Consider the following 12,448-nt stretch of genomic DNA (forward strand, 5'->3'; position numbering starts at 1 on the left):
CGGCCGGGCAGCGGACTGGACCGTGGCAGACCCTAGATGAACGGGTCGCCGTCGGTTCCGGGCTCCGGGGCGGGCACTCCGTCGCCGATCCTCTCCAGCTCCAGGTTGGAGGGGTGCCGCGCGCAGTGGAAGCGGCAGTCCCGGCTCGGGTCGACGATGCCCCGGTCGGAGTCGCGCCAGATGTCGGCCAGGCTCTCCGTGACCGCGTCCCCGATCTTCGCGGCGTCGTTTCCGCGGTGGTAGGAGCAGACATACACCCCGGACGGGGTGACCAGGGTGCGCAGTTCGGCCACCGAACAGCGGTGGTAGTCCTTGGGCTGTACCGGCCCGACCCGGTTCCGCAGGGAGGTCAGGGTGGAGGAGTTGACGATCTGGAAGGTCTCGTCCTCCAGTCCTGCCGCCTTCTCCAGCTGGGCGTCCACGGAGTCCAGGGTCTCCTGCGGCACCTGCACGACGTGGTGCCCGTCGTCGAACATGGCTTTGGTCTCGAAGTAGTCGCAGCCGATGTCGTGGGCCAGCTCCGCCGCCTGCAGCACCTCGTGGTGATTGCTGACGACGCTGCCGTCGGACTCCTGGCGGCTCATGATCAGATACGAGTAGCCCAGCGCCCCCTTCTTGGCGGCGGCCAGCATCCGCATGTTGGCGACCACCTTGTCGAAGACGCTCCGCCCCTTGCGGTCGGGCCGGAAGAGCCGGTAGGTGCCGCTGGTACCCGCGTCCATGGAGACCCGCACCCAGCTGGCGTACTCCGCGAGTTCGGCCAGGTTCTGGTTGATCAGCGTGCCGTTGGTGACGACGCCGACGGCGATTCCCGCCTCGCCGAGCACGCGCAGCACCTTGCGGGTGCCGCGGTGGGCGAGCGGTTCGCCGCCGCCTATCAGGACGACGGCGCGGACGGACATCTCCACCAGTTCTCCGGCGAGTTCGGCAAGCCGTTTTGGAGTGAAGCGTCCCTGGTTGAGTAACTTTCCGCTGATGCACTCCGGGCAGGCGAGATCGCAGAAGGTGGTGGGGTCGAGGTCCACCACGAGTGGGCCGGAGGTGGGGACGCCGGAGGCCGCGTCCAATACCCTCGGCCAACCCGACGGCTGGTACAGCTTGGACACCAGGTCCAGGCGGTCAATCTGCACAGTGTTCTCCATCGTTCCATCAGTGCTGATTCGCTGATTCGCTGTTTCGCTGTTTCGCTGTTTCGTCGAGGCTCGCTGTGGTCCGCTGAGCTACCGCTGATGGGGGTCCCGGTCCGCAGGAAGGGGTGGAGGTGCGCGTCCGTGCCCGCAGCCCCAGCCCCAACACCAGCCCCAGCCGCGGGTGTCTCCCGAAGGCAGCGCTGCCGTCATCCCTTGACGGCTCCCGCCGCGAGGCCGGCCGCGACCCGGCGCTGCACGAGCATGAAGAAGATCAGCACGGGCAGCGCGGTGAGGGTGGCGCCCGCCATCATGCCGCCGTAGTCGGTGCCGAAGCTGGTCTGGAAGGACACCAGCCAGATGCTCAGGGTCTGCTTGTCGTTGCTGGACAGCAGCACGTACACCAGCACGTACTCGTTCCACGCCTGCACCAGCGAGTAGATGGAGGTGGCGACCAGCCCGGGAGCGAGGAGCGGCAGGACGACCCGGCGGAACGCGCCGAAGCGGGTGCAGCCGTCGACCATCGCGGCCTCCTCCAGCTCCACCGGGATGCCTTGGATGAAGCCGCGCAGCAGCCAGACGGTGAAGGGCAGCATGAAGACGAGATAGGTGACGATGACGCCGGTGAGGCTGTCGGTCAGGCCCAGGTCGCTGAGCAGCAGGTAGATCGGGATGATCAGCCCGGCCAGCGGGATCATCTGGATGCAGAGGATCGCCATGACGAAGGCCCGGCGGCCGACGAAGCGGAATCTCGCCACGGCGAAGGCGGCGAGGGTGCCGATGAGCAGGGAGACGACGACGGTGCCCAGGCCGATGATCACACTGGAGCGCACGTTGGACCAGAAGGTCGGGGTCTCCATCGCCCGTTGGAAGTGTTCCAGGGTGAGCTGGCTGGGCCAGAACCTCGGCGGCGAGTGGCGGATCTCGGAGGCGGGGCGGAGCGCGGTGAGGAGCATCCAGTAGAGAGGGAAGGCCATCAGTGCGCTGAAGAGCAGCCCCAGGGTGTTGGCGAGCCTGCGGCCCCTGCGGCCCTGACGGGTGGCGGTGCCGCTCACTCGACTTCCCCCATCCTCAGCAGCTGACGCAGATAGACGACGGCGCCGACCAGCAGCAACAGCACCGTGATGACCGCGATTGCCGCCCCGGAGCTGTACCGGTTGACGGCGAAGGACTCGGTGAAGGAGTAGACCCCGAGCAGGTAGTACTCCTTCTCCGGCTGGCCACCGCGCATCAGCCAGATCTGGTTGAACACCCCGAAGTCCCAGATCGCCATCAGCGCCGTGACCATCACGAAGGCCGGTTTGATGACGGGGAAGGTGACACAGCGGAAGAGCTGCCAGCCCCGGGCGCCGTCCACCCGCGCCGCCTCCTCCAGCTCGGCGGGCACCTGGGTGAGCGCCGCGTGCAGGGTGATCGTCGCGAACGGGACGGCGCCCCACACGACGACGAGCACGATCACCGTGAAGCCGTGCCAGGGGTTGGCGAACCAGTTGTGGCCGGTGAAGTCCGCTCCGGGCAGCAGGCCGAGGGCCCAGTTGACGACCCCGTAGTCGGTGTCGGTCAGCCAGCGGAAGACCGCCGCCGCCACCATGATCGGCATCGCCCAGACGGCGACGAGCACCCCCGCCATCGTCACCCGTACCCACGGGTCGACCTGGCGCATCAGCAGGGCGACACCCATCGCCACCCCCATGGTGAGGCCGACGCAGACAACGGTGAACAAGGCGGTGCGGCCGACGACTTCCCAGAAGAACGCGTCGGTGAAGATCGACCGGTACTGCTTGAAGCCGACCCAGGGCGGGTCGGTGCCCGCGAACAGCTCCTTTCGGGTCATGTCCTGGAACGACAGCAGGACCAGCTTGACCAGCGGATAGCCCAGCACCGCGGACAGTGCCAGCATGGTGGGGGCGATGAGCAGATAGGGCAGCGCCCTGCGGCGGTGGGCACCGGGCGCACCCGGGCGCTTCGGCCGGGTGCGGGGGCGCGGCGGGTCCGCGGTTTTCATGCAGGCGAACTCCTCGAATCTTCGTCCGCACCGGGGCAGGCATGGGCAGGCGTACGCGCTCAGCACTCAGCTCTCAGCGCGCAGCACTCATGCCGTACTCGACCGGTCCCTCTGGAGCCTGAGGTCAGTTCTCGTTGATCACTTCGTCGATGAGGCGGTCGGCCTCCTCGGCGGCGTCCTGTACGGACTTCTTGCCGGTGGCGATGGACTGGAGCATCTCCTGCATGATGTTGGACTTCTCGACGGCCACCCAGCCCGGTGCCAGCGGCGTGACCCAGCCGCGCTCGGCGGCCTTCGCGGCCGGCCCGTTGACGCCGTCGGCGGGCACCTCGTCCAGCTGGGCGCTGTTGTTGGGCAGGGTGTCGACCTCGATCAGCTTCCGCTGCGAGGTGCTGTCGGTGAAGAGGCCGATCCACTCGGCGGCCATCTCCTGCTTCTTGGACTTGGCCGGGACCGCCAGCGTGGAGCCGCCGAGGAAGGGCGGCAGCAGCTCACCCGAGGGGCCGGGAAAGGCGAACGTGTCGAACTTTCCCTTGAGTTCGGGGTTGCCGCCGGAGCGCTTGTCGGCGGCGGCCATCGCCTCCCAGGTGTTGCCGTAGAACATCCCGACGTGGCCCTGGCCGACGACTGCCGGCTCGTCCGCGTTGTCCTTCGTGCGGTCGCCGACGTGGTAGGTGTCGAGCAGTTCGTACCAGGCGGTGAGGCCCTTGACCGACTTGGGCGAGGACATCGCTCCGTGCCAGCGGCCGTCGCGCTCCACCGCCATCTCGCCGCCCGCGTCCTTCACGAAGGCCATCGCCGCGTACCAGTAGCGGCCGGGCATGTACATCGCGGAGAACTTCTCGTCGTCGGCGCCGTGCTTCTCCTTGAGCGCTTCGAGGTCCGCGAGCAGCTGAGGGTACGTCTTCGGCGGCTCCTCGATCCCGGCCTTCTCGAACAGGTCGGTGCGGTAGATGCCGACCCGGGCGCCCACGTAGTAGGGGACGCAGTAGGTCTTGCCGTCCAGCTGGCAGGCCGTCGAGAGGGCGGGCAGCCAGTCCTTCGAATTGTCGTAGTCCTTCGGATCCACCTCGGCGAAAGCGCCGTTCACGATGTAATTCGTCGTTTCGCTGTTGCCCATCTCCACGATATCGGGCACGTCCTCGCCTGCGAGCGCGGCATCGATCTTCTGGTTCTTACTTGTCCACTGCTGGTACTGAACCTTCACCTTGACGTCGGGATACTTCTTGGCGAAGCGCTTGTTCGTCGATTCCACCAAATCCGGCCAGCTCTCCCGGGCGTCCACGGTGAGCCACACCGTCAGATCACCGGAGTCCGCCGCCGAATCCCCTGAGTTATCGCTGCATCCCGCCAATGTGGTGACCAGGGCGAGAACTGCCAAGCCTGCGGAGATACGAGATGTGCGCTGTGCCATGGTGCGCTCCGTCCCGAGGGGGGTCAACGCCGATCGGCTATCTACCCCGCCGAATACGGAAATCCACCCCGGGGGTTTGTTCCAGCCATATGGTGCGGGCCCCCAGGCACCACTGGTCAGGCGCCCGCCCCTTGCGGGCATTGGTCTATACCATGATCACAGGCCGGAGGCATGAGCCACCGGCCACCGAGACTTGACGCAAACAGTGCGGTGCGTGACCGAGTCACCCTTGACGGTGATATCCCCCCTGCCCCAGGTTGACTCGCGTGTCTCCCACGTTCCCGATCGAAGGGTGTGGCACGTGACTGAGTACGACACGACGCAGGCGGAACCGGACACCGGCCCCGTGCGGGTCAATTCATGGAACGGCTGGGATCCGTTACGCCACGTCGTCGTCGGGCGTGCCGACGGGGCGGTGGTGCAGGCGCCCGAACCCGCCGTCCAGCGGGACTTCCCCGACGACGGCTACCCCCTGGGCACGTACGGCCCGATGCCCGCCGACATGACCGCAGAGGCCAACCAGCAGCTGGACGACTTCACCGCGATGCTGCGCGGGCGCGGCATCCGGGTCGACCGCCCCACCCCCGTCGACTTCAACCGGCAGGTCTCCACACCCGACTGGACGCAGGAGACCATGTCGGGCTGCATGCCGCCCCGCGACCTGCTGCTGACGGTGGGCAACGAGGTGCTGGAAGCCACCATGTCCTACCGCAGCCGCTGGCACGAATACCTGTGCTACCGGCCGCTGCTGCAGCGGCTGTTCGACGCCGATGAGCGCATGCGCTGGGAGGCGGCGCCCAAACCCCGCCTGACAGAGGCCAGTTACCGCCCCGGCTTCTGGGACACCTACAACACGCTGACCACCGAGGAGCAGCTCGCCAGGGTGCGCGATTACGACCTCGTGCTGACCGAGGAGGAACCCCTCTTCGACGCGGCCGACGTCGCCCGTTTCGGCAAGGACCTGTTCGTCCAGCTGTCGTTCGTCACCAACCGCAGCGGTTACAAGTGGCTCAAGCGCCACTTCCCCGACCACCGGGTGCACGCGGTGACCTCGACCAACACCCATCCGCTGCACATCGACGCCACCTGGGTGCCGCTGCGGCCCGGCCTGGTGCTGCACTGCGGTGAACGCCTCGCCGACGCCGAGCTGATGGAGTTCTTCAAGCTCAACGACTGGGAGATCGTCGAGGCGGTGCAGCCCGCCAGTTGGGAGCACCCGCCCAAGCTCTCGTACTGCAGCCCCTGGCTGGCGGGGAACATGCTCAACCTCGACGCCAACACGCTGTGCGTCGAGGAGAAGGAGGTCCGCCTCGCCGAGCAACTGGCGGGGTACGGCTTCGAGGTGGTACCGGTGCCCTTCCGCGCGGTCGGACCGTTCGGCGGCGGACTGCACTGCGCCACGGTCGACATCGAGCGCGAGGGGACGGTGGAGGACTACTTCCCGCGCCGGTACGGACGGTTCTGATGCCGTGGTGAGCGGCGCCCGGGTGGTGGTCTTCGACTTCTACGGCACGCTGGTGCGGATGGTGCCGCCGCTCCCGGCCAGCCACCGGTCGGTGTTCCTCCGCAGGGGCCTGCACGCGGCTGCCGACCACTGGGGCGACCAGTGGTCGGTGGGCCCGGCGGACGGCGAGGAGCACGCCGCCCACTCGGTCAGCGAACAGGCTTATCTGGCCTGGGAGCTGGAGCGCCTGCGGCGCAGGGCGCGCGCCGCAGGCGTGCCCGAGGGCGAAGTCGAAGGGCTCGTCACCGAGATCGACCGGACGATGAAGAGCCTGCGGCTGGCGCTCTTCGACGACACCCTGGAGGTGCTGCACGCGCTGCACGCGCGGGGCGTACGGATCGCGGTGTGCTCCAACTGGTACTGGGACCTGGAGCGGACTCTCGACTCGGTCGGGCTGGCCGGGCTGGTGAGCGTGGCGGTCGGCTCGGCACAGGCGGGGGCACGCAAGCCGCACCCGCGCATCTACCGGACGGTGCTGGAGCGGTGCGGTGTGCCCGCGGCGCGGGCGGTGTTCGTCGGGGACATGTGGGAGGCGGACGTGGCCGGGCCGCTGGCCGCCGGGATGCGGGCGGTGCATCTGTGGCGCACCGACCGGGCGGTGCAGGGTGCGGCCCCGCCGCTGGTGGACGGGGCCGCGCGGATCAGTACGCTGCACGGCCTCAGCGGCCTGCTGGACGACTGGGATCGCGTCGGCCGAGGCGGTCCAGGACGTTGCGGGTGACGCGGACGACCGCGGGGTCCGTCTCCCTGCCGCACACCACCGGCCAGTCGGTCGTGCCCGCCGTGAACACCGTGCCGCCGCCGGGCTCATCGGAGGTGTGGATGCCCATCGTCGCCGCGCGCGGACCGGTGATCTCCCGTTCGCGCGCGGGGCAGTTCCAGTGGCCCCACTTCAGTTGGTGGAAGTCCTCGTGCACCGGGTCCAGCAGATACAGGCCCAGGATCAGGAAGGAGCCGGGCGTGCCGTCCGCCCCGGTGGCGCGGGCCGTACCCGTCTCGTCGTAGGCGAAGGCAGCGCCGTCGCACTCGTAGCCGATCAGCGGTGTTCCGGCGCCGAGCGCGTCCGGCCGGCCGCCGTCGGAACCGTCGCGCAGCCCGGTGCCCTCGAACACCCAGTGGCCGGCGTGCTGCACCGTGTAGCCCGCACGGGGCCGGTCGCCGGGCCACTCGCCGGGCCACATGCCGCCGTTGCGGAAGCTGACGCCGGTCAGGGTGTTCTCCGGTTCCCCGACCCCGTCGGGGGCGGGCTGCCACCACAGATCGGTGGCCGGAAGATGGGGGTAGGCGTCGCCGACCTGGTGGTCGGTGTCCGAGACGAACGCGGTGTCCCCGTCCACCGGATGCACACGCCACCAGCAGGTGTTCGCGCTGAAGAACGCGACGTTCCCGCCGCCGCGCGTGAAAGCGGCGACGCGTTCGCGCATCGCCGCGCTCCAGTACTCGTCATGGCCGACGCTCAGCAGCAGGTCGTAGGGCGCGAGCAGCTCCGGGTCGGCGTGCAGATCCAGATCGGTGCAGTACTCCACGTCATAGCCGGCGCGCTCCAGCCAGGCGATGAACGGGGCGTCCCAGTAGGCGAGATCGATGACACCGCCGGGGCGGTGCATGCTCAGCTTGTGCCCGCGCGGCTCCCCGGCGGGGCCGTCTCCGCCCTCCTGGTAGACGGGGTGCTCGTAGAGGCTGCTGGCGCGGACCAGACCGGTGCGGTTCGACTGGTTGTACGCGTGCCGGGTGAAGGTCGACTTCTTGTACAGGATGCGGGCGGTGCGGCCCGGCATCCGGGGCCGTACGACGAAGAACTCCCGCTCGAAGCCCTCGATGCCGTCGATCTCCCCGCCGCTCTCACCGCTGGCTGCGGCGCTGTCTGCCGCGCTGTCTGCGGTGCCTTCTGCGGTGCCGCCCTCGACGAGGTGGGCGAGGTGGGCGAGATAGATGCCCGGCGGCCAGTGCTCCGGTACCGGCAGGCCGTAAGCGGGCCAGCCCCACGCCTCAGCGGGCGAGGCGTGCTCCGGATCGCCGTCCGGATGCGGGGGCGGCGGGCTCCACACACCGGAATAGGGACCCGACTCACCCATGAACACCAGCTCGCGGCCCAGCCGGTAGCAGCGTATCCGGAAATCGGCGGCGTCCGTGGAGACATGCATCCGCAGCGTACTTCCGGCGATGACGCTCTCCCGGTGCACATAACCCTCAATCATCGCGAACGGCCCCTTCCATGGGACTTGCGTACGTCAGAATGCCCGTATGACGCGGGCTGTTGTCGCGCGAATGCTAGATGCTTCCCCAGCCGCCGACAATCGCCGCGAAGAATACCGGCCCGGCCTGGGCCAATTCTGGACAACAACCCCGGCCCGCCGAATATCCGCAACGACGCACGGGTAGCGCGGAGCGTGGACGGAAAACCGTCCGGCGCCCGAGTCACAAGGGAATCGAATGGACAGTGAATTCCGAGTCCGCGAGCTGGTCCTGGGCATTGAGGGACTGGCTCTGCTGCGGCACGCGATCCATGGTGACGAGAAGTTCCTGGCGCGGCGGGTGGAGGAGATCCGAAGATTCGCCGACGGCTCAGGAGAGGGCCTTCCGGACGGCGGGGCGAGCGTGCGGGAACTCACCCCGGCGGCCGGGTACGCGGCCTGGTCCTCGGTCTACGACTCGCTGCCCAGTTCCTTCATCGAGGTCGAAGAGCCCCTCGTCCACGAACTCCTCGACCAGGGCCCGGTGGGCGACGCCCTGGACGCCGCCTGCGGCACCGGCCGCCAGACGGCCGCCCTGACGGCGCGCGGATACCGTACGACCGGGGTGGACCAGTCGCCGCACATGCTGGACAAGGCCCGGCAGAAGGCACCGGCGGCACAGTTCCGGGAAGGGAACCTGGAGCAACTGCCGCTGAAGGACGACTCCGTCGACCTCGCCGTCTGCTCCCTCGCCATGACCCATCTGCCCGACCTCACGGCGGGCGTGGCCGAACTCGCCCGGGTGGTGCGCCCCGGCGGCCGGATCGTCATCTCGGACCTGCACCCGTTCGTCGTCTCGCTTCAGGGCCAGTGCCTGTTCGTGGCCGGATCGGAACGGCTGGCGTACGTACGCAACCATGTCCACCTGCCCAGCGACTACTTCGCGGCGTTCCGGGCCGCAGGGCTGAGCGTCCGTGACTGCCGGGAGCCGGTGTTCAACGGGCGGCTGGCGCCGGGCGGTTACGAGGAGTTCATCGCCGACGCCGCGCGCGCCGCCTGGGACGGCATCCCGCTGGTGATCATCTGGGAGGTGGTGGTCCCGTGAGCGCCGGGGGAAAGCGGGCCGAGCCCGCCTCTCCGGCGTTCTCCGTGGTGCTCCACAGCGAACGGCCCGAGCTGTGGGACCGGATACCCGCGCTGTTCGCCGGAGTGGTGCCCGAGTACAACCTGCACGGGGACATCAGCGACGGCGAAGGCGACTACTGGAACCGCCTGTTCAAGGATTTCCCGGAGTACCAGTTCGTGCTGTACGACGAGGCGCGCGACGACATCCTGGGCGCGGGCCGCTCCGTGCCGCGTAGCTGGGACGGCACGGCGGAGGGCCTGGGCCCCGGGCTCGACGACTCGATCGCCGCCGCCTTCCGTGACCTGGACGCGGGCCGTGCGCCGGGCGCACTGTGCGCGCTGGGCGTGGAGGTCGCTCCCGGTCACCAGGGCAGGGGGCTTTCCGGGCCGCTGCTGCGGCAGTTGGTGGAGACAGCGCGCGACGCCGGTCTCTCCCGGGTGATCGTGCCGGTGCGGCCCACCTGGAAGGACCGGTATCCGCTCGTGCCCATCGAGCGGTACGCCGCGTGGCAGCGTGCCGACGGGGCGCCGTTCGATCCGTGGATCCGCACCCAGGTGCGCGCCGGGGGCACGCTCTCGGCCGCGAGCGGACGGTCGTCGCGGATCACCGGCACGGTCGCCGAATGGGAGTCCTGGACGGGCATGGCCTTCCCGGACGACGGGGATTACGTGTTTCCGCACGGGCTGGCCACCGTACGCATCGATCACGCGCGCGATCTGGGCGCGTACTGGGAGCCCGGGGTCTGGATCCTGCACGACGCGGCCCCGGCACGGGAGCCGTAGCCGGGGCGCGTCGAGCCGGGAGAGCGGCGGCCTGGACGCCGCGGACGGGGCGGCGCCCCGCGTCAGCCCAGCGGGTACGCCCCCCGGCGGACGGCGCTCCAGGCGTGCGCCGTGAGCAGGTGGTTGTGCTCCGGGCGCACGTCGGGGCGGCGTTCGGGCGGCAGGCCCGCGATGCCGACCGTGGACAGCGCGGCCGAACGTACCCGCGCGACGGACCGCTCTTCTTCACTCAGCCCGTCTTCGACGATCCCGCCGTCCACGGTCCGGCCACCGGCGATTCGCTCGGCCGCTGCCAGATCGGCCACTGCCGGCTCCCCGGCCGCCAACCCGTGCGCCTGCCGGGACGCCACAACCGCCTGTCTGCCCAACAGCAGGCAGTGCGTCCACAGTTCGTTCGCGAATCCGGCGCCGAAGAGCCAGCTCACCTCCGTGGCGGTGAACGGGCGGTTTTCGCCTGCCAGATACCGCAGCCGCTCCTCCGTCAGACCGGTGCCGGGCAGCGCCTCCTGCCAGCCGACGTGCGGGCGCGTCCCGTCGCTTTCCGGCTGCCGGGCGCCCTCGCGCAGATAGCCCGCGCCGTAGCGCATGTAGGGGAGCCAGTCGATGTCCTCCAGCACCCATCCTTCCGGCAGCAGCCGCGCCGCGTCGGCGATGTCCACCGGACAGGCGACCCGCCGTACGCCCTGTGCGGCATGGCCGTTGATGCTGCTGGTGCCGATGTGCTCCACCACGCCGGGGACGGCCAGCAGCGCCGGGCGGCCCCTCCGGCGCAGGAACTGGGCGAGCACCTCGTCGTCGTGCCGCTCCTCCTCCACCCTCCCCCGCGCGAACTCCCGGAACTCCCGCACCAGCGCGGCCGGCAGACAGGTCGCCAGCGTCGGAGTGAACTCCTCCGGCACGGCACGCACCCAGCCCGCCCCCGCCAGTGCGGCCAGCCGTACGGCAGCACCGTTGCGGGCATGCCAGTTGGTGTAGAAGACGAGGGCCTCGTCCGGGAACCGGGCGGCACAGCGGGCGACGAGGGCGGGGAACTCCGGCGGGGCGGCGACGTCGTCCTGCATCACCAGTTGGTGGGTCGCCCCCTCGGGCATCGCCGACCAGGCGACCAACGCCGTCCGCAGGGCGGATGCCTCCTCCTGTGGCGCCGGGTCGAGCGCCAGTCCGTCCAGGCCCAGCCGGGCGACCAACTCCTCGGCCTGGGCCTTGCGCAGCGGGTGGGTCATCACAGCGGAACTGATGCGTACACCGGTCATCGGCACTCCTTGTCGCGACGGCGGGAGGCCCCTGGCACTTCATCGTGGCAGATGCCACAGCACGCCACGTCGAGGAGAAAGGATCAAGAGCGGGAACCGGACAGATCCCAAATCCGGTCAGATCCAGTGCGAGGAATGGCGGCGCGAGCGCGTCCGGAACTCCCGGTCCCCGGCGTACCGGACAGCCGGCGGGTCCGCGAACCGGCTCTCGGTCTCGCTGCTTTTCCAGCGGACGGCGATCCCGATGCCGACGGCCCAGGAGATTCCCACCACGATGTCCACATACATCCGCATGACGAGATGCACCCCGCTGATTGTGTGCACCGCGATGACGAGCCCCGCGGATAAGAGCAAGGGCAGGGAAAGAAGCAGATATCGCCTGGCTCGGCGCATGGTGAGACCTCCGCCGGACTCTTCGCAACGCTTCAGAACCCTGACAGTGTGCGGCATGCACGCCGGATCGCTCCTGCGCGGTGAGCCGCCGAAAGGAATTGGCATATGCCTGCACCGAGGCGTCGGCCGAATTCACGGTATTCGAAGAACCTTGCGAAATTCGGGCTCAGCCGGCGGGGAAGGGGCCAGCCACTGGGACCGCCGCTCAGTCGGCTTCTGCGGAAGTCGCGTTCTCGTACGCCTCGAGGGTCCGCACGAAGAGCGCGCGCTCCTCGGGGGACAGCGGATCGAACGCCTCCCGCCAGGCGTCGGAGCCCCTGGCCAGCCAGTGGTTGACGGCCTTTCGGGTCTCCGGGTCCTGGGTGAGCGAGACGATGGTGCGGCGACGGTCGGAGGGATCGGCCTGCCGCTCCAGGACCCCCGCCCGGCTGAGGTCGCCGACCATCAGGCTCACCGTCGTCGGGGCGACCTCCAGCCGGGCGGCCAGTTCGTTCACCAGTGCCGGGCCGTCGAAGACGAGATGGGCCAGGAGGGAGAGGTGCCGGGGCGCCAGGTTCATCGACCGGAGCCGCTCGGGGACGGTGGTCCGCTTCACGCGCTGCACCAGCCGTGGCATCAGCACCAACATCGCACGGACCGCGTCGTCCCTGCTCAGACCAGCCTGATCGGA

The 12,448-nt window shown here is 69.4% G+C and carries 12 protein-coding genes; 4 read left to right on the top strand and 8 right to left on the bottom strand.

Annotation, left to right across the window (positions count from 1 at the left end; translation table 11 throughout):
- Window positions 1-32 precede the first annotated feature (32 nt).
- From LHJ74_RS18055 to LHJ74_RS18070, 4 genes are all read right to left on the bottom strand, one after another.
- Window positions 33-1,130, bottom strand: a complete 1,098-nt coding sequence (locus LHJ74_RS18055; protein ID WP_260219103.1) for a radical SAM protein — start codon at window positions 1,128-1,130, stop codon at window positions 33-35.
- Between the two features lie 206 nt (window positions 1,131-1,336).
- Window positions 1,337-2,104, bottom strand: a complete 768-nt coding sequence (locus LHJ74_RS18060; RefSeq protein WP_375546781.1) for a carbohydrate ABC transporter permease — start codon at window positions 2,102-2,104, stop codon at window positions 1,337-1,339.
- 74 nt (window positions 2,105-2,178) lie between these two features.
- The gene (locus LHJ74_RS18065) at window positions 2,179-3,132 is read right to left on the bottom strand and encodes a carbohydrate ABC transporter permease (protein WP_260219105.1); all 954 of its coding nucleotides are present in this window, start codon (window positions 3,130-3,132) and stop codon (window positions 2,179-2,181) included.
- A gap of 124 nt (window positions 3,133-3,256) precedes the next feature.
- Window positions 3,257-4,546: an extracellular solute-binding protein gene (locus LHJ74_RS18070; protein ID WP_260219106.1), complete on the bottom strand. Its 1,290-nt coding sequence runs from the start codon at window positions 4,544-4,546 to the stop codon at window positions 3,257-3,259.
- A 301-nt stretch (window positions 4,547-4,847) separates the two neighbouring features.
- Here LHJ74_RS18070 and LHJ74_RS18075 point away from each other — a divergent pair, with 301 nt between their 5' ends.
- Both LHJ74_RS18075 and LHJ74_RS18080 read left to right on the top strand, forming a co-directional pair.
- Window positions 4,848-6,011, top strand: a complete 1,164-nt coding sequence (locus LHJ74_RS18075) for a serine/threonine protein kinase (protein WP_260219107.1) — start codon at window positions 4,848-4,850, stop codon at window positions 6,009-6,011.
- Between the two features lie 7 nt (window positions 6,012-6,018).
- Window positions 6,019-6,771 carry an HAD family hydrolase gene (locus tag LHJ74_RS18080; RefSeq protein WP_260219108.1) on the top strand — a complete coding sequence of 251 codons (753 nt, stop codon included), beginning with the start codon at window positions 6,019-6,021 and terminating at the stop codon, window positions 6,769-6,771.
- Here LHJ74_RS18080 and LHJ74_RS18085 read toward each other — a convergent pair.
- Window positions 6,710-8,248, bottom strand: coding sequence for a N,N-dimethylformamidase beta subunit family domain-containing protein (locus tag LHJ74_RS18085; protein ID WP_260219109.1), 1,539 nt, complete (start codon window positions 8,246-8,248; stop codon window positions 6,710-6,712). The genes LHJ74_RS18080 and LHJ74_RS18085 overlap by 62 nt on opposite strands.
- Before the next feature lie 235 nt (window positions 8,249-8,483).
- On the opposite strand from LHJ74_RS18085, the gene LHJ74_RS18090 reads away from it, so the two are divergent.
- Both LHJ74_RS18090 and LHJ74_RS18095 read left to right on the top strand, forming a co-directional pair.
- Window positions 8,484-9,329, top strand: a complete 846-nt coding sequence (locus LHJ74_RS18090; RefSeq protein ID WP_260219110.1) for a class I SAM-dependent methyltransferase — start codon at window positions 8,484-8,486, stop codon at window positions 9,327-9,329.
- Window positions 9,326-10,132: a GNAT family N-acetyltransferase gene (locus LHJ74_RS18095; RefSeq protein WP_260219111.1), complete on the top strand. Its 807-nt coding sequence runs from the start codon at window positions 9,326-9,328 to the stop codon at window positions 10,130-10,132. Before LHJ74_RS18090 ends, LHJ74_RS18095 begins: the two co-directional genes overlap by 4 nt.
- Window positions 10,133-10,194: 62 nt before the next feature.
- Here the strand turns inward: LHJ74_RS18095 and LHJ74_RS18100 are convergent, their stop codons facing one another.
- From LHJ74_RS18100 to LHJ74_RS18110, 3 genes are all read right to left on the bottom strand, one after another.
- Window positions 10,195-11,385 carry a hypothetical protein gene (locus tag LHJ74_RS18100; protein ID WP_260219112.1) on the bottom strand — a complete coding sequence of 397 codons (1,191 nt, stop codon included), beginning with the start codon at window positions 11,383-11,385 and terminating at the stop codon, window positions 10,195-10,197.
- A gap of 117 nt (window positions 11,386-11,502) precedes the next feature.
- On the bottom strand, window positions 11,503-11,691 hold the full coding sequence (locus tag LHJ74_RS18105; RefSeq protein WP_260219113.1) for a hypothetical protein: 189 nt from the start codon (window positions 11,689-11,691) through the stop codon (window positions 11,503-11,505).
- Between the two features lie 292 nt (window positions 11,692-11,983).
- Window positions 11,984-12,394 (bottom strand): MarR family winged helix-turn-helix transcriptional regulator, encoded by a 411-nt coding sequence (locus tag LHJ74_RS18110; protein WP_311203320.1) that lies wholly within the window; start codon window positions 12,392-12,394, stop codon window positions 11,984-11,986.
- Between the last annotated feature and the right edge of the window lie 54 nt (window positions 12,395-12,448).

The organism is Streptomyces gossypii (assembly GCF_025165795.1).
GTDB lineage: Bacteria > Actinomycetota > Actinomycetes > Streptomycetales > Streptomycetaceae > Streptomyces > Streptomyces gossypii.